We start from the raw sequence: 21,579 nt of genomic DNA, 5'->3' as shown, positions 1-21,579 counted from the left end.
GGGCACGCACGGTATGTGACGGATGCCGCGGCGTCGAGGTGCCGTCAGCGCCGACGGAGGCGCGCGAGGACCGGGTCGGCGAACCCGCGGAGCTCGGGCGAACGGAGCAGCCAGAGCCCGCCGAAGTACAGGCCGGACATGACCGCGCCGATGACGACCATGGAGACGATCGCGCCGACGCGGCTCGACACCGCGTAGCCGCCCTCGGTGAGCCCGCCGAACGCCACGAGGAGCGCGACGCCCGCGAGGGCCGGCACGATGAGCGCGACCAGCGAGCGGAGCAGGGTGCCGAAGATGCGGCGTCCGTCGAGCAGGCTCAGCCGACGCCGAAGCAGGACGGTCGCGAGCACGAACTGCGCCAGGACCGCGACGGTGGTCGCGAGCGCGACGCCGACGCCGATCCACTCGCGCGGGAGTGCGAGGCAGAGCAGGGCCGCCGCCGAGAACACGATCACCTGGAAGAGGGTGAAGAAGAACGGGGTGCGGGTGTCGTTCAGCGCGTAGAACGTGCGCTGGACGACGAACAGCAGGCTGAACGCCACGAGACCGACCGCGAGCGCGATGAGGATGTTGCCGATGGCGGATGCCGCGGCGAACCCGGTCTGGAAGACCGCACCGAACGGGTAGGCGACGACGATGAGCCCGACCGCCGCCAGCATCAGGATGACGAGGACGCCGCGGACGGCCCCGGAGAAGTCGGATCGCACTCCTCCGACGTCTTCGACGGCCGCGTGCTCGCTCATGCGGGTGAAGTACGCGGTCGCGATGGAGACCGTGATGACCGAGTGGGGCAACATGAACACCAGCCACGCGGTGTCGAACGCGGCGACCGAGGCACCGTGGCTCGAGGCGACGATGAGCACCCGGGTCTGGACGATGCCGGCGAGGGTGGTCAGCAGCAGCATGCCGAAGGTCCAGCCGGCGAGCCGGCCCGCCGTGCGGAGGCCGACGCCGCGCCAGGCGAAGTCGGGGCGGTAGCGGAGCCCGATGCGGCGCCAGAACCAGAAGAGCACGACCGCCTGCGCGACGATGCCGAGGGTCGCGGTGCCCGCGAGCAGCGCGACCATGCCGGGGGTCCAGTCGGCGACGTCGCGGAGGCCGTCGGGGTCGAAGCCGAAGATCGCCCCGAACGCCACGAGGCCGGCGATCGCGACCACGTTGTTCAGCACCGGCACCCAGGTGAACGGACCGAAGCTGCGGCGGGCGTTGAGCACCTCGCCGAGGAGCGTGTACATGCCGTAGAAGAAGATCTGCGGCATGCACCACCAGGCGAAGGCGATCGCGAGCGGGAGGATCTGCTCGTTCGATCCGGCGTAGAGCATCGTGAGCAGCGGCGCGGCGGCGGTCGCGACGATCGTCGCGCCGCCGAGGATGACGAACGCCAGGGTGAGCAGCTTGTTGATGTACCCGCTGCCGCCGTCGGCGTGCGCCGAGGCGCGGACGATCTGCGGCACGAGCACCGCGCTCAGCACGCCGCCCGCCACGATCACGTACACCGTGTTCGGGAGTCCGTTCGCGACGGCGAAGGCGTCGGCGCTGACCGACCCGACGACGCCGATGGTGGCGGCCAGCACGATCGCCTTGAGGAACCCGAGCAGCCTCGAGACGAGGGTGCCGGAGGCGAGGAACAGGCTTGCGCGCCCGATGCGGTCTTCGTCAGCCATCGAGGCGCCGACCTGATTCGGGACCCTGGTCGGTGTCGGGCTCGATGGGGGCGTCCGTTTCGGTGGTGGGCTCGGCCGCTGCTGCGGCATCCGCAGCGCGCTGGCGTCGTCGTCGTCGGATGTTGCGCCAGATGCCGATGCCGAAGACGACGATCAAGATGCCGCCCAGGATCGCCGCGCCGAGCCCCTCCCAGTCGGCCTGCACGTCGGCCTGGATCACCGCGGTGGAGCCGACGGGCACGCCGGAGAGGGAGCGGAGCGACACGGTGAGCAGCACCTCGCCGTTGCCGACGCCGGCCGCCACCGGGACGCTCACCGTGTTGCGGGACGCCGGCTCGACGGTGACCTGCACGGGCTCGTCGACGACGAGCCGCCCGTTGGACGGCGCCACGTCGACCTCGACGATCACGGGGTACTCGGACGTGTTCTGCACGGTGACCGGGATGCCGGTCGAGCTCGCCACGACGAGCACGGTGCTGCTCGGCACGACCGAGACCGAGTCGACGAGTTCGCGCTGCGCGGCCGTCCACTCGGCGGCGGAGCCCGCCCACTCGGTCGGGGCGGCGAGCCAGCCCACGTCGAGCAGCGCGAGCATCTCGCGACGGGTCGGGGCGACGAGGTCGTCGACGTCGGCGAGCACCGTGGCGAAGGCGTCGACCTCGGTCTCTGCGGCGACCATGCTGCGCACGAGGGCGAGTCGGGCGTCGCCCTCGACCGAGTCGACGAGGGTGCGGGCGGTGGGCGGCGCGCCGATCGCCTGAGCGAGCCCCGTGGGCGCGACGAACGGCGAATCGGTGAGTTCGGCGACGAGGTCGCCGACGCGTTCGGGCACCGCGTCGGCGTCGCGGCCGAAGGTGGCGAGCAGCGGGCTGCCGCTTCCGGTCGCGCCGTCGAGGGCCGCACGGGCGAGCACCTCGCCCGTGGCGTCGCGCCACTCGATGTCGCTCGTGGCCGAGGCGGCGGTGCGCACGGCCGCCGTCAGGTCGTCGTCGGACACGATCGCCGTTCCGCCGTCGACCAGCGCCGAGGCATCCGCCCCGATGAGGGGCTCGACGTTGGCCGCGTCGAGGATCGTCGTGGTGAGGCCCGCGGCGTTGAAGAACGAGATGTCGCCCGGCGCGACCGTGCGGTCGCCGGGCCAGGCGATGTCTGCACGCGTGTACGGCCAGTCGAGCAGCTGCTCGGTGTCTGGCACCGGCGAGACGGGCTCGGTGGGGACGGGCGTCGGCGAATCCGCGGGATCCTGCGCGGCGGACCCGTCGTCGCCCCCCGCCTCGCCGCCGTCTTCGGCCTCGTCGGTCGCCTCGAGGGGGTCGGCGCCGATCATGCCGGTGTCGCCCGTCGCCGGATCGGTCGCGAAGTCATCGGGGTCGAGCACGTCGGCGAACGACACCGGCGCCAGCGGTGCGGGCAGCCCGATCTGCGACTGCACCGCCAGGTCGGCGTCGGCGTAGGCGAGCGGGAAGGTCTCGTTCGGCACGTCGGCCAGCCGCTGGAGCCACTCGAGCGCCTCGGGCGGGGCCGCGGTGCCGAGCGATCGGATCGACACGATGATGCGGGGGTCGATGCCGATGGCGATGTCACGGCCGGCGAGGGCGTCGAGTTGCCGGGTCAGGAGGCCCGCCGGAGCGGTCCACTCGGCGAGCTCGTCGGCGCCGATCAGCCCGGATGTCTCGGCCGGGACGGTGAGCGGTGCGACGAGTGCGATCGGCGCGGCGCCCGAACCCGGCGAGGCGGTGTTCGCGAGCGCCGACGTCTGCGTCGAGACGGTGAGGTCGCCCACGCTGAACTGCGCGCCGAGGCCGATGACCGGGGACCCCGCGAGCGCGTCGAACGCCTGGGCCGGGACGTCGAACACCACCTGCGTGACCCCGCCCGTCGCGAGGGCCCGCGTCGGCGAGGTGGCGAGCGACACCGCGCCGGAACCGAAGCCGGTCGTCGCGGCGGCGCTCGCGAGCCAGGCGTCGAGCTCGTCGCCGTCGTCGATGGCGGAGCCCGCTCGCACGAGTTCGAGCGTGCCCGCGTCGAGGAAGGAGCCGCTGAGGTTCTCGAGTTCGACCGAGACGGCGACGGTGCTGCCGGCCGCGCCGGGGGTGAACGAGGTCGAGGTGGTCGGGGCGATGCTGATCTCGACGCCCTCCGCACCGGTGTCGGGGGCGGCGAACGCGGCAGCGGGCGTCGAGCCGTCGGCGGACGAGGCCGGATCGGCGTCGCGGACCGCCCCGGGCACGGCGGCGCCGACGAGGACGTCGCGGATCGAGGCGACCGCGTCGACCCCGCCCGCCTGTGCGGCGAGCGGCACGACCACGGCGGCCGAGACGCCCAGGGCGGCCGCCGCGAACAGCCCTCTGCGCAGCCAGCGGTTGCGGCCGAGGCCACCGGCACGCGCGTCGTCGGCCCGACCGAGCGGGGCGCCGGTCGTCGCGGCCGACCGGTCGTGCGCACCCGAAGCGCCGGTGGATCCGAATCGCCTGCGGGCACGACGACGCCCAGCGTGCGAGTCGGCCACCATGCTGGCGATTCTACGGCGTGAGGCCGTGCCGCCCGCGCGCCCGTGCACAGGTTGCCCGCCGGGCGCCGAATAGCATTGACGCCATGCAGACCGTCGCGCAGGCCCTCGCCAGAATGGGCGAACTCGCGGCTTCGCCCACCGTCTCGAAGCTCGCGACCGCCTTCGAGGGCGCCGGGTACGAGTTCGCGCTCGTCGGCGGTCCGGTGCGCGACGCCTTCCTCGGGCGCGCGGTCAACGACCTCGACTTCACGACGAACGCCACGCCCGACCAGATCCTCGCGGTCGTCGCGCCCATCGCCGAGGCCCACTGGGACATCGGCCGCGCGTTCGGCACGATCGGGGCGAAGGTCGCCGGCGAGACCGTCGAGATCACGACCTATCGCGCCGACGCCTACGACGGCGACTCCCGCAAGCCCGAGGTCGTGTTCGGCGAGAGCCTCGAAGACGATCTCGGACGCCGCGACTTCACCGTCAACTCCCTCGCGCTGCGCCTGCCGCGGCTCGAGCTCGTCGACCCGTCGGGCGGCATCGAGGACCTCCTCGCGAAGACCCTCCGCACCCCGGCGCCGCCCGAACGGTCGTTCGGCGACGACCCGCTGCGCATGCTCCGCGCCGCCCGCTTCTCGGCCCAGCTCGGCTTCGAGGTCGAGGAGGGGACGCGCGCGGCGATGACGGCCCTCGCCCCCGAGATCGACCGCATCTCGGCCGAGCGCGTGCGCGACGAACTCTCGAAGCTCCTGCTGACGGGGGCGCCCCGCGGAGGCATCCGCCTCCTCGTCGAATCGGGGCTCGCCGAACGCGTGCTGCCCGAGATCCCGGCGCTGCGCCTCGAGGTCGACGAGCACCACCACCACAAGGACGTCTACGAGCACTCGCTGACGGTGCTCGACCAGGCCATCGACTACGAGGTCTCGCGCGGCGTGCTCGACTCCCCCGACCTGATCGTGCGCCTCGCCGCGCTGCTGCACGACATCGGCAAGCCGGGCACGCGCCGCCTCGAGAAGGGCGGGGTCGTCTCGTTCCACCATCACGACGTGGTCGGCGCGAAGCTGGCGCGCAAGCGGCTGCGCGCGCTCCGGTTCGACAACGACACGATCGCGGCCGTCTCCCGCCTGATCGAGCTGCACCTGCGGTTCTTCGGCTACGCGGATGCCGCGTGGACCGACTCCGCCGTCCGCCGCTACGTGCGCGACGCCGGCGAGCAGCTCGAACGACTGCACATCCTCACGCGCGCCGACGTGACCACGCGCAACCGACGCAAGGCCGACCGTCTCGGATTCGCGTACGACGACCTCGAGGAGCGCATCGCCGTGCTCGCCGAGGAGGAGGAGCTCGCGGCCGTGCGCCCCGAGCTCGACGGCGCCGACATCATGCGCCTGCTCGACCTGAAGCCCGGCCCCGTCGTGGGCGAGGCCTACCGGTACCTGCTCGAGGTGCGGCTCGACGAGGGGCCCATCGGCCCGGATGCCGCGGAGCAGCGCCTGCGCGCCTGGTGGGCCGCCCGCGAGGCCTGACGCGCCGCCCCGCGCCCCGCGCCCCGCACACCGCCGTTCGAGCGAGCGCGAATCGGACGACCGCGCACTCCGTCGCGTGCTCGCTCGTCTGGAACGCACTCGCTCATCACTCCTCCCCAGCCCGAGCGGCGCGCGGATCGGCCCGAGTTCGGGTCGACATGCCGCGCACCACGCGCGTGCGCCTGCACCATCGGGGGATGGCCGACGCACCGCATCCGTTTCCGCCGCTCATCGTCGTGCGCGAGCCCGATCGCATCTCGGCGAGCACCCGCGAACTCGCACGACGAGCCGCGACGGGCACGGTGACACGGGTGCGTGCCGGCGTCTACGTCGACACCGCGGCGTGGCGCGCACTGCGCGTGTACGAGCAACAGCTCCTGCGCATCGCCGCAGTGGTGCGCACCAGGCGGGAGCCCCCGGTGCTCTGCGGCCCGTCAGCCGCTGCGATCCTGGGGCTGCCGCTGTTCGGCGTGCCGTCCTCCGACGTGCACCTGCTGGCCTTCGGCGGCGTCGCGCCGCCCTCGGGGCGTGGCATCAGGTGGCACCGCGGAGTGGTCGCCGAGGCATCCGTCATCGAGGTCGCGGGCTTCAGGGTGACGGATGTCGCGCGCACGACCTTGGACCTCGCGTGCTCGCTGCCGTTGCTGAAGTCGCTGCCCGCGGTCGACCGCGCTCTGCGCGCCGAGGTCCTCGCTGCGCCCCTCGCGTACGTCGACGGCCGACTCGAACGCGCACCCGGAACCCCCTTGCGGGGTGTCGGGCGGGAACGGCTGCTCGAGTCGCTCGCCGCCGCGAAGGGTGCACGCGGTGTCGCCGTTGCGAGGCGGACGGTCGAGTTCGGCGATCCGGGTGCGGCCTCGCCGGGCGAGTCGGTCAGTCGGGGGCAGATCCGGTTGCTCGGGTTCCCGCGCCCGAACACGCAGACCGCCTTCGCACGCGCGGACCAGCCGGGCCGGGACATCGTCGACTTCGACTGGCCCGACTTCGGCACGAGCGGGGAGTTCGACGGCAAGGTGAAGTACACGCGAGACGAGTACCTCGCCGGGCGCGATGCCGGCGAGGTCATGTGGCTCGAGAAGCAGCGCGAGCGGAGGCTGAAGCGGGGACACGGGAGGGATGTCGCCCGGTGGGTCTGGTCGGACATCACCGGGTACGCCGATGGGCTGCGCCGGGAGTTGCTCGCGGCAGGACTCCCCCGCGCGCGGTCGTAGCCCGCGCCGCGCGCCCCCGCGCCGCCCTCGAGTGCGCGCTTTCCCGACGAGTGCGCGCGGCGCGGGGTGCTCGCTCGTCCGGATCGCGCTCGCTCGGGGCCGGCGGCCGTGCGCGGGCGGGGCGCGAATGGCGTCGGCCCGCGGCATCCGCTAGACTGTCAAGGTTGCCCGTGCGCCTCGAATGTGAGGCCTCCTCGGGCGGCGTATGCACAACCCTCCTGCTGCAGAGATCCTGTAGCCGTTTGAGTCCGAAGGAGGTGGGTTAGTCATGCACCAGTACGAGCTGATGGTTATCCTCGATCCCGAGATCGATGAGCGCACCGTTGCTCCCAGCCTTGACAAGTTCCTCAACGTCATCCGTAACGATGGCGGCAGTGTCGACAAGGTCGACATCTGGGGACGTCGTCGTCTGGCCTACGAGATCAACAAGAAGAACGAGGGCATCTACGCCGTCGTCGACTTCACCGCCGAGTCCAAGACCACCGACGAGCTCGACCGCCAGCTGAACCTCAGCGAGGCCGTCATGCGCACGAAGGTGCTCCGCGCAGAAGAGGCGATCGCACAGGTCGCCGCTCACGCGAAGGCTCAGGAAGAGAAGGCCGCCAAGAAGGCTGCCGCTTCGGCCAAGAAGGACGCCTAGTCCCCATGGCAGGCGAGACCATCATCACTGTGGTGGGCAACCTCACGGCAGATCCCGAGCTGCGGTACACGCAGGGCGGACTGGCGGTTGCCAACTTCACCATCGCTTCCACTCCCCGTACGTTCGACCGTCAGGCGAACGAGTGGAAGGACGGCGAAGCGCTGTTCCTGCGTGCGAGCTGCTGGCGTGAATTCGCCGAGCACGTCGCGGGTTCGCTCACCAAGGGTTCCCGGGTCATCGCTACCGGACGTCTCAAGCAGCGTTCCTACGAGACGAAGGAAGGCGAGAAGCGCACCACCATGGAGCTGGAGATCGACGAGATCGGTCCCTCGCTCCGGTACGCCACGGCTTCCATCACGCGTGCGCAGTCCAACCGCGGTGCGGTCGGCGGCGGCGGCTCCTACGGGGGCGGCCAGCAGTCCGGCGGCGACGCATGGGCTCCCAGCGCGCCCGCAGCGCCCCAGTCGGGCGGCGGCGACGTGTGGAACACGCCCGGAACGAACTACGGCGACGAGACGCCCTTCTAGGCCCCAGGGCCGGTGAACGGATGCCGCCAGCCGGGGCATCCGCTCGCACATCGTTTTCTACAGACAGGAAATCCAATGGCTGGAAAGAGCAGCGGCGACCGCCGCAAGCCGAGCCGCGGGAAGGGCGCGAAGAACGCCGCCCCGGCGAAGTCGATCAAGGTCGGCATCATCGATTACAAGGACGTTGCGACCCTTCGCAAGTTCATCTCCGAGCGTGGAAAGATCCGCGCCCGCCGCATCACCGGTGTCTCCGTGCAGGAGCAGCGCCTCATCGCCCGTGCCGTGAAGAACGCACGCGAGATGGCTCTCCTGCCCTACTCGGGCTCCGGCCGCTAAGGAGCACGACAATGGCAAAGGTTATTCTCACGCACGAGGTCACCGGCCTCGGCACGGCCGGCGACGTCGTCGAGGTCAAGAACGGCTACGCGCGCAACTACCTGGTTCCCCAGGGCTTCGCGACGCCGTGGACCCGCGGTGGCGAGAAGCAGGTCGAGCAGATCAAGGCCGCTCGCGCGGCTCGCGCCCTGCACTCGCTCGAAGACGCGCAGGCCCTCAAGGCCTCGCTCGAGTCCACCAAGGTCAAGCTCGCCGTCAAGGCGGGCCTCGGCGGACGCCTCTTCGGCTCCGTCAAGACCGCGGATGTCGCGGCCGCCGTCGAGGCTGCCGGCCTCGGCTCGGTCGACAAGCGCAAGGTCACCATCCCCTCGCCGATCAAGTCGACCGGCGACCACGAGGCCATCGTGCGTCTGCACGACGAGCTCTCGGCCACGATCACCCTCCAGGTGGTCGCCGCGAAGTAATTCGCGCAGGCACGACGAACGGCGGTTCGGGCTTCGGCCCGGGCCGCCGTTTCGCGTTGCCACACGGCGGATCGCGTTGCCCGGGCGCGGGGATCGCGATCGCCCGGTCGCGGGTTCGTGTCGCCTGGCGGGGTTCGCGTCGCGCGTCGGCTTCGCGCCGCACGTCGCGCGTCGGCTTCGCGTCGCACGTCGCGCGTCGTCGTCGCGCACCCCGCTTCGGCTGCGCGGGCCGCACCGATCCGCGCGTCTCACGGTCGCCGAACGCAAGGATTCTTCAGCGTTTCCTGTGATCGTTGTGCACAGGTGGGGTATCGCACACCGTGGACTTCTCAAGAAGTTTTTCCACACAGGTGTGGAAACTCTAATAACCTGATCAAGCTGAAATTCAACCCGTGTAATTCACACGATTTCCACAGATATCCACAGGCTGATTGCACATGTTGGGCGGCGTTTCGCCCAGATTCTCCCCAGAGTTATCCACAGGCTGGGTTGTGCTGTGGAGATGCCTTCCATATCGTGAAGCAGCGTCCCTCGATACCCCGGTTCTCCACCACCGGAAACCCCATGTCAGTGGGTTCCCGCAGACTCGGTCGTGGGCGCACATCACGCAGCCCTCGAGGCTGGAACCGGAGGTCATGGAGTTGTCGATCGCGCACATCGGGCTCGCCGAACCGACCGACGACGGTGACGCCCGCCGCGGCGAACGAGTGCCTCCCCACGATCTCCTGGCCGAGCAGAGCGCCCTCGGCGGCATGATGCTCTCGAAAGACGCCGTCGCCGACGTCATCGAGACCATCCGCGGCGTCGACTTCTACGTGCCCAAGCACGAGGTCGTCTTCAACGCGATCCTCACGCTCTACTCGCACGGCGAGCCCACCGACGTCATCGCCGTCACCGACGAGCTCACGAAGACCGGCGAGCTGCAGCGCGCCGGCGGCATCGAGTACCTGCACACGCTCACGAGCATCGTGCCCACGGCGGCCAACGCCGGCTTCTACGCGTCGATCGTCGCCGAGCGCGCGCTGCTCCGCCGCCTCGTCGAGGCCGGCACGCGCATCGTGCAGATGGGGTACGCGGGCGAGGGCGAGGTCGTCGACCTCGTCAACAACGCGCAGGCCGAGATCTACTCGGTCACGGGCTCGGTCGAGACCGAAGACTACGTCCCGCTCTCCGACGCCGTCTCGGTCGCCATCGACGAGATCGAGGCCGCCAAGCACACCGACGGCAAGTTCACGGGCGTCCCGACCGGCTTCGCCGACCTCGACGACCTCACCAACGGGTTCCACCCCGGGCAGATGATCATCGTCGCCGCGCGCCCGGCCATGGGAAAGTCGACGCTCGCGCTCGACTTCGCCCGTGCCGCCGCGATCACCAGCGACCTGCCCGCGGTGTTCTTCAGCCTCGAGATGGGCAAGAGCGAGATCGCGATGCGTCTGCTCTCGGCCGAGGCATCCGTGCCCCTCCAGAACATGCGAAAGGGCACCGTCGACTCGCGCGACTGGACCACGATCGCGTCGACCCGCGGCCGCATCAACGACGCGCCGCTCTACATCGACGACTCCCCCAACATGACCCTCGTCGAGATCCGCGCGAAGTGCCGACGGCTCAAGCAGCGCGTGGGTCTCAAGATGGTGGTCATCGACTACCTGCAGCTCATGACCAGTGGCAAGCGGGTCGAGAGCCGCCAGCAAGAGGTCTCCGAGTTCTCCCGTGCGCTGAAGCTGCTCGCGAAGGAGCTCCAGGTGCCGGTCATCGCGCTGTCGCAGCTGAACCGTGGCCCCGAGCAGCGCGCCGACAAGATGCCGGCCCTCTCAGACCTGCGCGAGTCGGGCTCGATCGAGCAGGATGCCGACATGGTGATCCTTCTGCACCGCGAGGCCGCCTACGAACGCGACAGCCCCCGCGCCGGCGAGGCCGACCTCATCGTCGCCAAGCACCGCAACGGCCCCACCCGCACCATCACGGTCGCCTTCCACGGCCACTTCTCCCGCTTCGCCGACATGGTGCAGGGGTAGCACGAGGACCCATTCCTGAGCCGATCGCGCCGTTTCGGTCGCCGTGTCGTGCTGGCGTTCTCATCGGGCAGCGTAAACGGGTACCTCCTTCCGGCATTCCTCCACCAGCACCGTCACCTGGCAGCGATGTTGAGTTCTACGGCCTCGACCACGAGCGCTTCGACCGCCGCTTCGTCCACGCGGTCCCCATCGAAGTAGTCGATGGCTCGGACGACCTTGCTGTCCAGCCGGGTGTTGAAGAGATCGTTGTCTTCCATGCGGGCGCCCCGCGCAAACGTGAGCCTTACGGCGTTCTTGAGCACGTCGACGAAGCAGACGTCTCCGTCGTGCGTCCAGAACGGAACTCCCTCCGGTTTGGAGGGCTTCTTGTACTTGACCACCTCGACGGCAGCCGGGTCGGCGGCCTTGATCGCAGCTCGAAGCGCGACGATGGCGTCCTGTTTCCAGCCGGTCTGCTGCGCGATGATGTCGTCGATCTGTTCGGAATCGGACTTGTCACTCATGCGCGAATACTTGCGAAGAGAGCTGACGAAATCAAGATCCGAAGTTGGTCGCAATCCCGCGAGCCGCGCGATTCGGCGTTCCTTCAGCGAACCCGCGCGGGCTCGGGCTCGGCCGCGGTGGCGGCGACGTGAGGCCAGGTCCAGGCGGCGCGCAGGATGTAGGCCAGAAGCAGCACCTCGATTCCGATGGAGAGGCCGTAGAAGAACGCCCATTCCCAGGTCGTGCCGGCGGCGTTGAACATCGAGTACGGGATGAGGACCGCTGCGACGACGAGGTTCGCGGTGCGGTTCGCGCGGGCGGGCAGGGCCACGGAGAGCACCACCATGAGCGCCGGGATCGACACCGAGGCGAGGAACACGGTCAACAGGGTCGAACTGATGTCGAACCGCCAGATCATTCCGTCAAGGATGCCGTTGACGACGCCGGGCTTGTAGAAGTTGAAGACGTCGACGTCGACGTAGACGTAGAGCAGCATGATTCTCGTCCAGGCTGCGGCGAGCTTGGCCTGCACGGGCACCGGCGGGGTGGCGAGCAGGTTCGGGGTCTTCGTGTGGATGGTCATCGGTTCTTCTTTCGTGAGGAGCGGGTCACCGGTCCGCATGGCCGACGTCGAGGGGGTCGACGGGCTGAGCATGCGCCGGCTCGCCGGAGCGCTCGGCGCGGGCGCGATGTCGCTCTACCACTACGTGGCGAGCAAGGACGAGTTGCTCGATGCGATGATCGACGTCGTCTTCGACGAGATCGAGCTCCCGCCCGAAGGCACCGACTGGCAGTCTGCGATGCGGCACGAGTCGCTCTCGGCGCGCGACGTGCTCGCGCGACATCCGTGGGCGATCAGCCTGATGGAGTCGCGGACGACGCCCGGCCCCGCGAACCTGCGCCACCGCGAAGCGGTCACCGCCTGCCTTCGACGGGCGGGCTTCTCGGTGCTGACCGCGACCCACGCCAACTGGACGCTCAACAGCTACGTCTACGGCTACGCCCTGCAGACGGCGAGCCTGCCGTTCGACACCGCCGACGAGCTGGCGGAGATGACCGAGGGCGTCTACCTTCCCCAGCTTCCGCCCGAGGAGTTCCCGTACCTCAACGAGTCCGCCGCGGAGCTCGTCGCCGCCGGCTACGACCCCTCGGAGGAGTTCCTCTTCGGCCTCGACCTCGTGCTCGCGGCGCTCGAGTCGCTGAGGACTGCCTCGTAGCGAGGTCCGCGTCCGGCGAGACGGCGTCGACTCGTGCTCGGGGTCTAGCCGCGCGCGGACTTCGCGCGTAGCGTCGAGCCATGGCGAAGCTCATCGAGAACCTGGCGGAATCGGTGCCCGCGTGGGGCGCGAAGGTGGCATACGGGGAGAAGACCACGGTCGACGGGCGCGAACTCGTGCCGGTCGCACTCGTGGCGTTCGGATTCGGCGGCGGAGAGGGGTCGGGCGACGTCGCGGCGACCGACACGATCCCCGCGGGCAAGGGCGACGGAAGCGGCGGCGGCGGCGGAGGCTACTCGGTGCCGATCGGCGCGTACATCGGCGGGGCCGACGGGCTGAGGTTCCGCCCGAACACGATCGCGCTGGCCGTGGTCGCGGTTCCGCTGGTGTCGGCGATCGGCGCGGCCCTGGCCGTGATCATCGGCGCGAGCCGCTTCAGCCTGCGCTGACCCCAAGAGTTCCCGAGCGGCGGTGACCCCGCCGCGGCATCGCCGCGCCCGCGCATGAGGGCGTTGCCCGACCCGGGCAACGTGGATCTCCCGTGCTCGTCGACGGGCCGGGCCTGCCGGACGGCGCGACGCCGCGGCATCCGACCTGCTATTCAGTGTTGCTATCTACCGGTACTTGTGCTTACTATGTACCGGTAGTCAGCAACACCGAGTACCGACTGCGCCGATGAACGAAGGAGAGGCTCGATGGGCCGGCAATCGACCGAGATGCTCAAGGGCACGCTCGAGGGCATCGTGCTCGCGATCATCGCCGTGCGCCCCGCGTACGGGTACGAGATCACGGCACGGCTCCGCGAGCAGGGCTTCGCCGACATCGCCGAGGGCACCGTCTACGCCCTCCTGATCAGGATCGAGCAGCGGGGCCTCGTCGACGTGGCGAAGGTCCCGTCCGAGAAGGGGCCGCCGCGCAAGGTCTACTCGCTGAACACGGCGGGCGGCGAGTACCTCGACGAATTCTGGCGCACGTGGGGCTTCCTCGCCGAGCGCATCGCGCAGCTCCACACGCAGATCGAACGACAGCAGACCGAGAACCGGCAGGACGAAGGAGCATGACCATGGCCGCGAAGTGGATCGAAACCATCACCGGGTCCCTCGAGCAGAAGAAGCAGTACAAGCAGGCGAAGACCCGCATCGAGGCGCTGCCCGAGCCGCACCGCAGCGCCGCGAGCGCGCTCAACCGCTACCTCATGTACTACGGCGGCGTCACCGACGGCGACACGATCGTGCAGATGTTCGTCGACCTCGCCGATCTGTGGGAGCGCGCCGCCATCGACGGCACCCCCGTCAGCGCGATCGTCGGCGACGACCCCGTCGAGTTCGCCGAGGCCTACGCCCAGGCGTACGGCGGCGCCCAGTGGATCGACAAGGAGCGCACCCGCCTGGTCAAGGCGATCGACGCGGCGAAGAAGGGAGAGGGCCGATGACGAGCGACACCGCCGTCAGGGTTCGGGGCGTCGAGAAGTCGTTCGGCGACCTGCGAGTGCTGCGCGGCGTGGACTTCGAGGTCGAGGCGGGCAGCATCTTCGCCCTCCTCGGCTCCAACGGCGCGGGCAAGACCACGCTCGTGCGCATCCTCGCGACGTTGACGAAGGCGGATGCCGGGAGCGCGAGCGTGCACGGGTTCGACGTCGCCGCCCAGGCGGGCGACGTGCGCGAGTCGATCAGCCTCACCGGCCAGTTCGCCGCCGTCGACGAGGTGCTCACCGGCCGCGAGAACCTCGTGCTGGTCGCGAAGCTCCGCCACCTGGGCGACCCGGGCGCCGTCGCCGACGACCTGCTCGCCAGGTTCTCGCTGACCGAGGCCGGCGGCCGGCGCGCCGCGACCTACTCGGGCGGCATGCGCCGTCGGCTCGACATCGCGATGAGCCTGATCGGCGACCCGCCGGTCATCTTCCTCGACGAGCCCACGACGGGCCTCGACCCGCAGGCGCGCATCGACGTGTGGCAGACCGTGAAGCGGCTCGCAGAAGGCGGCACGACCGTGCTGCTCACCACGCAGTACCTCGACGAGGCCGAGCAGCTCGCCGACCGCATCGCGATCCTGCACGAGGGCACCATCATCCAGAACGGCACGCTCGACGAGCTCAAGCGTCTGCTGCCGGCCGCGAAGGTCGAGTACGTCGAGAAGCAGCCGACGCTCGAAGAGGTCTTCCTCGCCCTGGTCGGCGCGACCGGCGAGACCGCAGGTGCCGAGACGGATGCCTCCGGCGGAGCCGGCCCGGATGCCCCGGGCACGGCCGGCACCGCGGCATCCGCCCAGAACCGAAGGGAACTCCGATGACCGCGCATGTCCTCGGCGACACCCGGGTCCTCACGGGCCGGTCGCTGACCCACATCCTCCGCAGCCCCGACACGATCATCACCACGGCGGTCACCCCGATCGCGCTGATGCTGCTGTTCGTCTACGTGCTCGGCGGGGCGATCAGCACCGGGTCCGACGAGTCGTACATCAACTACATGCTGCCCGGCATCCTGCTCATCACCATCGCGTCGGGCGTCGCGTACACCTCGTACCGTCTGTTCCTCGACCTGCAGGGCGGCATCTTCGAGCGCTTCCAGTCGATGCCGATCGCGAGATCGAGCGTGCTGTGGGCGCACGTGCTGACCTCGCTCGTCGCCAACCTGGTGTCGGTCGCGATCGTCGTGGGGGTCGCCCTGCTCATGGGGTTCCGCACCGGGGCATCCGTGGGGGCGTGGCTCGGCGTCGCCGGAATGCTGGTGCTCTTCACCCTCGCGCTGACCTGGCTCGCGGTGGTCGCCGGCCTCTCGGCGAAGACCGTCGACGGCGCGAGCGCGTTCAGCTACCCGCTGATCTTCCTGCCGTTCATCAGCTCGGCCTTCGTGCCGACCGAGACGATGCCGGGCCCGGTGGCCTGGTTCGCCGAGAACCAGCCGGTGACCTCGATTGTCGACACCATGCGGGCGCTCTTCGCGGGCGAACCGGTGGGCGGCGACATCTGGGTCGCGCTGGCCTGGCTCGTCGGCATCCTCGTGGTCGCGTACGTGTGGTCGGTCGCGATCTACCGCCGCAAGTTCAGCTGACCCCCGTCGGACACGATCGCATGAATTCAGCGTTTGCTGTACTCTTGCGCTCATGTCCGACACGATCGCCTCCGCGAGCCACACGGCCGCGCTCGCCCGCTTCGGGCACGCCCTGTCCGACCCGACCCGCGTCGGCGTGCTGCTCGCCCTCCGCGCGGAGCCGGCCTATCCGTCGGACCTCGCCGAACGCCTGGGGGTGTCGCGGCAGGTCATGTCGAACCAGCTCGCCTGCCTCCGCGGATGCGGGCTCGTCGAGTCGGTGCCCGACGGGCGGCGCGCCTCGTACCGACTCGCCGACGGGCACCTCGCCGCCGCGCTCGACGAACTGCTGCGCGTGACCCTCGTGGTCGAGCCCGGATGCTGCGCCGGCGAAACGTGCACGTGCGCATGAGTGCCGCCCCGATCGCCGACCGGCGAACCACGCTGCACCGCCGCATCCGCTGGATCGTGGGCGCCACGATCGCCTACAACGTCATCGAGGCGATCGTGGCCATCTCGGCCGGGGCCGCGGCATCCTCTGCAGCGCTCATCGGGTTCGGCCTGGACTCCACCATCGAGGTGCTCTCGGCCGCTGCCGTCGCGTGGCAGTTCACGCGCCGCGAACCCGAGCGGTGGGAACGCCCCACCCTCCGCGTCATCGCGGTCGCCTTCTTCGCCCTCGCCGCGTACGTCGCCGTGTCGTCGTCGGTCGCCCTGTTCACGAGGGTCGAGGTCGAGCACTCGACGCTCGGCATCGTGATCACCGCGCTCAGCGTCGTCATCATGCCGTTCCTGTCGCTGCTCGAGCGACGCGCCGGCCGCGAGCTCGGCTCGGCCACCGCCGTCGCGGACTCGAAGCAGACGCTCATCTGCACCTACCTCTCGGCCGCAGTGCTCGTCGGGCTCGTCGCCAACAGCCTGCTCGGCTGGTGGTGGGCCGACGCCGTCGCCGGACTCGTGATCGTGGTGTTCGCCGTGCGGGAAGCCATCGAGGCCTGGCAGGGCGACACCTGCGCGACCTCCGTCGGCATGCTGCTCGAGGACGACGAGCAGGAGCACGAGCACGAGCACGGCCGCGACCCCGCCTGACGGGCGCGCGCCCCCGGAGTTGTCGCCGACGCGCTCCGGATCTACACTGATCGAGCGATAACAGAACGCCACGTTCGTTTATCGAACAATGGCTCGCAGCACCCACGACGAAGTGAGGCAGATCAGTGCAGTTCCACCACCACGGATACGTGTCGGGCGACCCGAGGGTCGAGCCCGCGGCCGGGGTCGGCATCGACCGCCCGACCGAACTGCCCGACGAGGTCGACGTGCTCATCGTGGGCTCGGGCCCCGCGGGCATGGTCGCCGCGGCGCAGCTCGCCCAGTTCCCTGACGTCACGACCCGGCTCGTCGAACGCCGCGGCGGCCGGCTCGAGATCGGGCAGGCCGACGGCATCCAGGCGCGCAGCGTCGAGACGTTCCAGGCCTTCGGGTTCGCCGAGCGCATCATCGCCGAGGCGTTCCGCATCACCGAGATGGCGTTCTGGAAGCCCGATCCCGAGAACCACGCGAACATCCACCGGGCCGCGGTGACGCCCGACGACCCCACGGGCATCAGCGAGTTCCCGCACCTCATCGTGAACCAGGCCCGCGTGCTCGACTACTTCGCCGAGTACGCCCGCAACTCCCCCGGCCGCATCGTGCCCGACTACGGGTGGGAGTTCGTCGGCCTCGAGATCGCCCAGCCCGGCCCCGACGGCGAACTCCCCGAGCACCCCGTCATGGTCACGCTCGAGCGCGCGACCGGCGTGGGCGTCGGCGCGGGCGACGCCTCGCACGCCGTGGCCCTCGACGGCGAGCTCACGGGCGAGCGCCGCACGGTGCGCGCCAAGTTCGTCGTCGGCGCCGACGGTGCCCGCAGCAAGGTGCGCGAGTCCATCGGCGCGCAGCACGTGGGCGCCCAGTCGTTCCACGCATGGGGCGTGATGGACACCCTCGCGGTGACCGACTTCCCCGACATCCGCACGAAGTGCTCGATCCAGTCGGAGGCGGGCAACATCCTGCTCATCCCCCGCGAGGGCGGCCAGCTGTTCCGCATGTACGTCGATCTCGGCGAGGTCGCCGAAGACGACCGCGGAGCCGTGCGCAAGACCACGCTCGACCAGGTCATCGCGAAGGCGAACGACATCCTGCACCCGTACACGCTCGACGTGCGCAACGTGCCGTGGCACTCGGTCTACGAGGTCGGGCACCGCGTCACCGACCGCTTCGACGACGTGCCCGTCGAGGAGCAGGGCTCGCGCACGCCGCGCGTGTTCATCACCGGCGATGCGTGCCACACGCACAGCGCCAAGGCCGGGCAGGGCATGAACGTGTCGATGCAGGACGGCTGGAACATCGGCTGGAAGCTCGGGCACGTGCTCGACGGCCGCGCCCCCGAGGCGCTGCTCGAGACCTACCACGCCGAGCGTCACGTCGTCGCGAAGGAGCTCATCGCCTTCGACCGCGAGTGGTCGAGGCTCATGGCCACCAAGCCCGAAGACCTCGGCGACCCGGCCGAGCTCGAGGAGTTCTACGTGCGCACCTTCGAGTTCCCGGCGGGGTTCATGACGCAGTACGAGCCCTCGATGATCGTCGGCTCGCAGGAGCACCAGGAGCTCGCGACCGGGTTCCCCGTCGGCAAGCGCTTCAAGTCGGCGCCCGTCGAGCGCGTCTGCGACGGCAACCCCGTGCACCTCGGCCACCACCATCGCGCCGACGGCCGCTGGCGCATCTACGCGTTCGCCGATCGTGCGCCGTCACGGGCGGATGCCTCGGCGCTGGCGTCCTGGGCGGCGTGGCTGGCGGAGGCATCCGACTCGCCCCTCGTCGCGCATGCGCCGGCCGACGGCGGCTTCGACGACGTGTTCGACGTGAAGGTCGTCTACCAGCAGCCGCACGGCGAGGTCGACCTCATGGAGGCGCCCGCGGTGTTCCGCCCGGCGACCGGGCCGTTCGGACTCACCGACTACGAGAAGGTGTACGCGACCGACCCGGCGCACGACATCTTCGAGGAACGCGGGCTCTCCCGCGACGGGGTCGTCGTGGTCGTGCGCCCCGACCACTACGTCGCCCAGGTGCTGCCGCTGTCGGCCACGGGCGAGCTCGCCGAGTTCTTCCGGGGGGCGCTGCGGGCGCACTGACTCGAGCCCGAGCGCGCGCGAATGCGACGAGCGTGCGCCGAATCCGGTGCGCACTCGTCGCATTCGCGCGCGCTCACGAGTTCGGGGACCCGGCGCACGGGGCGCGGGCGCGGCGTCAGGCGCCGTAGGCGCGACGGATCGCGACCGCGGCCGCGGTCAGGCGCGCGGCCATCTCGGCCTCGGGTCGGGGGAACGACACGTGGATCACGGCGATCGACGCGGGCGGCTGCCCCGGCAGGGTGAGCGGCACCGCGACCGAGCGCAGCGACGGCACGACCTCGTCGTGGCTGATCGCGTAACCCCGTTCACGGGTTTCCGTGATCTCGGCGCGCAGGGCGTCGCCCGCGGCATCCGGCCAGGCCGTCTCGGGAAGGGTAGCGAGGATCGCCTTGCCCGGTCCGCCGTGTGTGAGCGGATGCCGGTGGCCCGGGCGGTACGACACGACGGCCATGCTCTGGCGCGGGGCGGCGCTCACGAGCGTGGCGGCCTCGTCGGCGTCGACCTGCACGGCGAGCAGGCAGGTCATGCCGAACTCGTTCGCGACATCCGTCAGCTCGGGGAGCGCGAGCTGCTGCAGGTCGCGGGCGACGCCCGAGGCGAGGGCGGCGAGCCCGGTGCCGAGCGCGATGCGTCCGGCGGAGTCGCGCGCGACGAGCCCGTGGTCCTCGAGCGTGCGCAGCAGGCGGTACGCGACGGAGCGGTGCACCCCGAGCTCGGCGGCGAGCTCGTCGATCGAGAGGTTGCGCTCGGCCGACGCCAGGATCTCGAGCAGGCGGATGCCGCGGCTCAGCGTCTGGGATCCGGTCTGGGTCCTCGGGGTGTCGGCCGTCATGCGTCCGATACTAGAACGCGGCGATCGATGAGCGGATGCCTCGGCCGAAGCGGGCCCTCGCGCCAGAGTTCCGCCCGGTGAAAGAACCCCGATTCCTTCGTGTCGTCGGGGGTGAAAGTCCTTCCCTGCGAGCGGCGGGCCACCTACGCTGAGGGGGTCGCCCACCGACATCCGATGATCCAGAACTTCCACGAAGTGAAACGTAACTTTCGCTCTCAGGAAGAACTCGTGTTCTAAGGTGGTGCGAGCAGCACCGTCGCAGCACGACGCGTTCCCCGCGCGGCCCGACGGAATTCCAAACCCGAGCCGCCCCCGCGGAACGCGTCGTCGTGAAGGAGCACCGCATGTCCCGTATCGGGATCGTGACCGAGCAGGCCCCCGAGTCCCGGGTGGCCGCGACCCCGGCGACGGTGAAGCAGCTGACCGCCCTCGGTTACGAGGTCGTCGTCGAGAGCGGGGCGGGCGCGCGTTCCTCCTTCCCCGACACGGCGTACGTCGAGGCGGGTGCGGCCATCGTGTCCGGCGCCGAGGCGGTCGCGAGCGAGGTCGTGCTCAAGGTCAACGCGCCGACCCCGGCCGAGATCGTCGCCCTGACGCCGGGCGCGACGTTCATCGGCCTGCTCGCCCCCGCCTTCAACCCCGACCTGCTGCAGGCGCTCGCCGAGCGCGGCGTCACTGCGCTCGCGATGGACGCCGTGCCGCGCATCTCGCGCGCCCAGTCGATGGACGTGCTGAGCTCGATGGCGAACATCGCCGGATACCGGGCGGTCGTCGAGGCCGCGCACGAGTTCGGCCGGTTCTTCACGGGTCAGGTGACGGCGGCCGGCAAGGTGCCGCCCGCGAAGGTGCTCGTCGCCGGCGCCGGCGTCGCCGGACTCGCCGCCATCGGTGCGGCGTCGAGCCTCGGCGCGATCGTGCGGGCGACCGACCCGCGGCCCGAGGTCGCCGACCAGGTCAAGTCGATCGGCGGCGAATACCTCAAGGTCGAGGTCGCCGAGCAGATGCAGTCGACCGACGGCTATGCGAAGGCGACGAGCGAGGACTACGACCGGCGCGCCGCCGAGATCTACTCGGAGCAGGCCGCCGACGTCGACATCATCATCACCACCGCGCTCATCCCCGGACGACCCGCGCCCAAGCTCATCACGGAGGCGGATGTCGCGAGCATGCGCTCGGGCAGCGTCATCGTCGACATGGCCGCGGGCCAGGGCGGCAACGTCGCCGGGTCCGTCGCCGGCGAACGCGTCGTGACGCCGAACGGCGTGGTGATCCTGGGCTACACCGATCTGGCGTCGCGCCTGCCGACGCAGGCATCGCAGCTCTACGGCACGAACGTCGTGAACCTCCTGAAGCTGCTCACACCCGCGAAGGACGGCGAGCTCGTGCTCGACTTCGACGACGTCGTGCAGCGCTCGGTCACGGTGGCCCAGCCCGGCGCCGTCACGTGGCCGCCCCCGCCGGTGCAGGTCTCGGCCGCGCCGGCGGCATCCGCCCCCGCACCGGCCGCGGCCCCCGTGAAGCCGGCGAAGCAGCCCATGACACCGGTCAAGAAGGTGTTGCTCGTCGCGGTGGGCATCGCCGCGCTCTTCGCGGTCAACGCGATCGCCCCGGCCCCGCTGCCCCAGCACTTCACCGTGCTCGTGCTCTCGGTCGTCGTCGGGTTCTACGTGATCGGCAAGGTCGCGCACGCCCTGCACACGCCGCTCATGAGCGTCACCAATGCCATCTCGGGCATCATCGTCGTCGGCGCGATGCTCCAGATCACGAGCGACGTGCTCGTGGTGCAGGTGCTGGCGGCCGTCGCCGTGCTGCTGGCCAGCATCAACATCTTCGGCGGATTCGCCGTGACCCGACGCATGCTCGCGATGTTCTCGCGAGGCCCGGCCGCCGCCGGTCCACGAGCCCCCGGACAGGCCGCCCAGGCCGACCGGCCCGGCCACTGACCGCGACGCGCTGAACCCGAGG

The 21,579-nt window shown here is 70.5% G+C and carries 22 protein-coding genes; 17 read left to right on the top strand and 5 right to left on the bottom strand.

Features of this window, described 5'->3' with window-relative positions:
• Positions 1-44: 44 nt before the first annotated feature.
• Complete coding sequence (gene murJ, locus GQQ92_RS06795) at positions 45-1,664, bottom strand: murein biosynthesis integral membrane protein MurJ (protein ID WP_156998474.1); 1,620 nt, start codon at positions 1,662-1,664, stop codon at positions 45-47.
• Positions 1,657-4,176: a DUF6049 family protein gene (locus GQQ92_RS06790; protein ID WP_156998473.1), complete on the bottom strand. Its 2,520-nt coding sequence runs from the start codon at positions 4,174-4,176 to the stop codon at positions 1,657-1,659. Before GQQ92_RS06790 ends, murJ begins: the two co-directional genes overlap by 8 nt.
• 83 nt (positions 4,177-4,259) lie before the next feature.
• Here GQQ92_RS06790 and GQQ92_RS06785 point away from each other — a divergent pair, with 83 nt between their 5' ends.
• The 7 genes from GQQ92_RS06785 to dnaB all read left to right on the top strand — a co-directional run bounded on the left by GQQ92_RS06785 (position 4,260) and on the right by dnaB (position 10,883).
• Complete coding sequence (locus tag GQQ92_RS06785) at positions 4,260-5,690, top strand: CCA tRNA nucleotidyltransferase (protein WP_156998472.1); 1,431 nt, start codon at positions 4,260-4,262, stop codon at positions 5,688-5,690.
• A 197-nt stretch (positions 5,691-5,887) separates the two neighbouring features.
• Positions 5,888-6,901: a hypothetical protein gene (locus GQQ92_RS06780; RefSeq protein ID WP_156998471.1), complete on the top strand. Its 1,014-nt coding sequence runs from the start codon at positions 5,888-5,890 to the stop codon at positions 6,899-6,901.
• 268 nt (positions 6,902-7,169) lie between these two features.
• Positions 7,170-7,541: a 30S ribosomal protein S6 gene (gene rpsF / locus GQQ92_RS06775; protein ID WP_055854044.1), complete on the top strand. Its 372-nt coding sequence runs from the start codon at positions 7,170-7,172 to the stop codon at positions 7,539-7,541.
• Between the two features lie 5 nt (positions 7,542-7,546).
• Positions 7,547-8,068, top strand: coding sequence for a single-stranded DNA-binding protein (locus GQQ92_RS06770; RefSeq protein WP_156998470.1), 522 nt, complete (start codon positions 7,547-7,549; stop codon positions 8,066-8,068).
• A gap of 75 nt (positions 8,069-8,143) precedes the next feature.
• On the top strand, positions 8,144-8,404 hold the full coding sequence (gene rpsR / locus GQQ92_RS06765; protein ID WP_022889097.1) for a 30S ribosomal protein S18: 261 nt from the start codon (positions 8,144-8,146) through the stop codon (positions 8,402-8,404).
• 11 nt (positions 8,405-8,415) lie between these two features.
• Positions 8,416-8,868: a 50S ribosomal protein L9 gene (gene rplI, locus GQQ92_RS06760; protein ID WP_156998469.1), complete on the top strand. Its 453-nt coding sequence runs from the start codon at positions 8,416-8,418 to the stop codon at positions 8,866-8,868.
• Between the two features lie 641 nt (positions 8,869-9,509).
• Positions 9,510-10,883 (top strand): replicative DNA helicase, encoded by a 1,374-nt coding sequence (dnaB, locus tag GQQ92_RS06755; protein WP_156998811.1) that lies wholly within the window; start codon positions 9,510-9,512, stop codon positions 10,881-10,883.
• 113 nt (positions 10,884-10,996) lie between these two features.
• Here dnaB and GQQ92_RS06750 read toward each other — a convergent pair whose 3' ends face one another.
• Together GQQ92_RS06750 and GQQ92_RS06745 are read right to left on the bottom strand one after the other, a co-directional pair.
• On the bottom strand, positions 10,997-11,386 hold the full coding sequence (locus GQQ92_RS06750; protein WP_156998468.1) for a DUF1801 domain-containing protein: 390 nt from the start codon (positions 11,384-11,386) through the stop codon (positions 10,997-10,999).
• Positions 11,387-11,469: 83 nt separating this feature from the next.
• On the bottom strand, positions 11,470-11,949 hold the full coding sequence (locus GQQ92_RS06745; protein WP_156998467.1) for a DUF6326 family protein: 480 nt from the start codon (positions 11,947-11,949) through the stop codon (positions 11,470-11,472).
• Between the two features lie 37 nt (positions 11,950-11,986).
• On the opposite strand from GQQ92_RS06745, the gene GQQ92_RS06740 reads away from it, so the two are divergent.
• From GQQ92_RS06740 to GQQ92_RS06700, 9 genes are all read left to right on the top strand, one after another.
• A complete protein-coding gene (locus tag GQQ92_RS06740) occupies positions 11,987-12,583 on the top strand; it encodes a TetR/AcrR family transcriptional regulator (RefSeq protein ID WP_232057548.1) in 597 nt (198 codons plus the stop codon).
• 80 nt (positions 12,584-12,663) lie between these two features.
• Complete coding sequence (locus tag GQQ92_RS06735) at positions 12,664-13,032, top strand: hypothetical protein (protein ID WP_156998465.1); 369 nt, start codon at positions 12,664-12,666, stop codon at positions 13,030-13,032.
• Positions 13,033-13,278: 246 nt separating this feature from the next.
• Positions 13,279-13,644 (top strand): PadR family transcriptional regulator, encoded by a 366-nt coding sequence (locus GQQ92_RS06730; protein ID WP_156998464.1) that lies wholly within the window; start codon positions 13,279-13,281, stop codon positions 13,642-13,644.
• Positions 13,645-13,646: 2 nt separating this feature from the next.
• Positions 13,647-14,015: a DUF1048 domain-containing protein gene (locus tag GQQ92_RS06725; protein ID WP_156998463.1), complete on the top strand. Its 369-nt coding sequence runs from the start codon at positions 13,647-13,649 to the stop codon at positions 14,013-14,015.
• On the top strand, positions 14,012-14,872 hold the full coding sequence (locus tag GQQ92_RS06720; RefSeq protein ID WP_156998462.1) for an ABC transporter ATP-binding protein: 861 nt from the start codon (positions 14,012-14,014) through the stop codon (positions 14,870-14,872). The genes GQQ92_RS06725 and GQQ92_RS06720 overlap by 4 nt, the downstream gene beginning before the upstream one ends.
• Positions 14,869-15,633 (top strand): ABC transporter permease, encoded by a 765-nt coding sequence (locus GQQ92_RS06715; protein ID WP_156998461.1) that lies wholly within the window; start codon positions 14,869-14,871, stop codon positions 15,631-15,633. The genes GQQ92_RS06720 and GQQ92_RS06715 overlap by 4 nt, the downstream gene beginning before the upstream one ends.
• A gap of 52 nt (positions 15,634-15,685) precedes the next feature.
• Complete coding sequence (locus tag GQQ92_RS06710; protein WP_156998460.1) at positions 15,686-16,024, top strand: ArsR/SmtB family transcription factor; 339 nt, start codon at positions 15,686-15,688, stop codon at positions 16,022-16,024.
• Positions 16,021-16,701, top strand: coding sequence for a cation transporter (locus GQQ92_RS06705; RefSeq protein ID WP_156998459.1), 681 nt, complete (start codon positions 16,021-16,023; stop codon positions 16,699-16,701). The genes GQQ92_RS06710 and GQQ92_RS06705 overlap by 4 nt, the downstream gene beginning before the upstream one ends.
• A 125-nt stretch (positions 16,702-16,826) precedes the next feature.
• Positions 16,827-18,782, top strand: a complete 1,956-nt coding sequence (locus GQQ92_RS06700; protein ID WP_156998458.1) for an FAD-binding monooxygenase — start codon at positions 16,827-16,829, stop codon at positions 18,780-18,782.
• A gap of 115 nt (positions 18,783-18,897) precedes the next feature.
• Here the strand turns inward: GQQ92_RS06700 and GQQ92_RS06695 are convergent, their stop codons facing one another.
• Positions 18,898-19,614, bottom strand: coding sequence for an IclR family transcriptional regulator (locus GQQ92_RS06695; RefSeq protein WP_156998457.1), 717 nt, complete (start codon positions 19,612-19,614; stop codon positions 18,898-18,900).
• Between the two features lie 344 nt (positions 19,615-19,958).
• Between GQQ92_RS06695 and GQQ92_RS06690 the strand changes: the two genes are divergently transcribed.
• Positions 19,959-21,557: a Re/Si-specific NAD(P)(+) transhydrogenase subunit alpha gene (locus GQQ92_RS06690; RefSeq protein ID WP_156998456.1), complete on the top strand. Its 1,599-nt coding sequence runs from the start codon at positions 19,959-19,961 to the stop codon at positions 21,555-21,557.
• Positions 21,558-21,579 lie beyond the last annotated feature (22 nt).

The organism is Agromyces terreus (assembly GCF_009749465.1).
GTDB classification, from domain to species: Bacteria; Actinomycetota; Actinomycetes; order Actinomycetales; family Microbacteriaceae; genus Agromyces; species Agromyces terreus.
The sequence above is the reverse complement of the archived record's forward strand: the minus strand, read 5'-3'. Positions and strand labels throughout refer to the sequence as shown.

Excerpts from the sequence above, each read along its gene's own strand:
- murJ (WP_156998474.1), bottom strand. The coding sequence starts at position 1,664 with ATGGCTGACGAAGACCGCATCGGGCGCGCAAGCCTGTTCCTCGCCTCC.
- GQQ92_RS06790 (WP_156998473.1), bottom strand. The coding sequence starts at position 4,176 with ATGGTGGCCGACTCGCACGCTGGGCGTCGTCGTGCCCGCAGGCGATTC.
- GQQ92_RS06785 (WP_156998472.1), top strand. The coding sequence starts at position 4,260 with ATGCAGACCGTCGCGCAGGCCCTCGCCAGAATGGGCGAACTCGCGGCT.
- GQQ92_RS06780 (WP_156998471.1), top strand. The coding sequence starts at position 5,888 with ATGGCCGACGCACCGCATCCGTTTCCGCCGCTCATCGTCGTGCGCGAG.
- rpsF (WP_055854044.1), top strand. The coding sequence starts at position 7,170 with ATGCACCAGTACGAGCTGATGGTTATCCTCGATCCCGAGATCGATGAG.
- GQQ92_RS06770 (WP_156998470.1), top strand. The coding sequence starts at position 7,547 with ATGGCAGGCGAGACCATCATCACTGTGGTGGGCAACCTCACGGCAGAT.
- rpsR (WP_022889097.1), top strand. The coding sequence starts at position 8,144 with ATGGCTGGAAAGAGCAGCGGCGACCGCCGCAAGCCGAGCCGCGGGAAG.
- rplI (WP_156998469.1), top strand. The coding sequence starts at position 8,416 with ATGGCAAAGGTTATTCTCACGCACGAGGTCACCGGCCTCGGCACGGCC.
- GQQ92_RS06750 (WP_156998468.1), bottom strand. The coding sequence starts at position 11,386 with ATGAGTGACAAGTCCGATTCCGAACAGATCGACGACATCATCGCGCAG.
- GQQ92_RS06745 (WP_156998467.1), bottom strand. The coding sequence starts at position 11,949 with ATGACCATCCACACGAAGACCCCGAACCTGCTCGCCACCCCGCCGGTG.
- GQQ92_RS06740 (WP_232057548.1), top strand. The coding sequence starts at position 11,987 with ATGGCCGACGTCGAGGGGGTCGACGGGCTGAGCATGCGCCGGCTCGCC.
- GQQ92_RS06735 (WP_156998465.1), top strand. The coding sequence starts at position 12,664 with ATGGCGAAGCTCATCGAGAACCTGGCGGAATCGGTGCCCGCGTGGGGC.
- GQQ92_RS06730 (WP_156998464.1), top strand. The coding sequence starts at position 13,279 with ATGGGCCGGCAATCGACCGAGATGCTCAAGGGCACGCTCGAGGGCATC.
- GQQ92_RS06725 (WP_156998463.1), top strand. The coding sequence starts at position 13,647 with ATGGCCGCGAAGTGGATCGAAACCATCACCGGGTCCCTCGAGCAGAAG.
- GQQ92_RS06720 (WP_156998462.1), top strand. The coding sequence starts at position 14,012 with ATGACGAGCGACACCGCCGTCAGGGTTCGGGGCGTCGAGAAGTCGTTC.
- GQQ92_RS06715 (WP_156998461.1), top strand. The coding sequence starts at position 14,869 with ATGACCGCGCATGTCCTCGGCGACACCCGGGTCCTCACGGGCCGGTCG.
- GQQ92_RS06710 (WP_156998460.1), top strand. The coding sequence starts at position 15,686 with ATGTCCGACACGATCGCCTCCGCGAGCCACACGGCCGCGCTCGCCCGC.
- GQQ92_RS06705 (WP_156998459.1), top strand. The coding sequence starts at position 16,021 with ATGAGTGCCGCCCCGATCGCCGACCGGCGAACCACGCTGCACCGCCGC.
- GQQ92_RS06695 (WP_156998457.1), bottom strand. The coding sequence starts at position 19,614 with ATGACGGCCGACACCCCGAGGACCCAGACCGGATCCCAGACGCTGAGC.
- GQQ92_RS06690 (WP_156998456.1), top strand. The coding sequence starts at position 19,959 with ATGTCCCGTATCGGGATCGTGACCGAGCAGGCCCCCGAGTCCCGGGTG.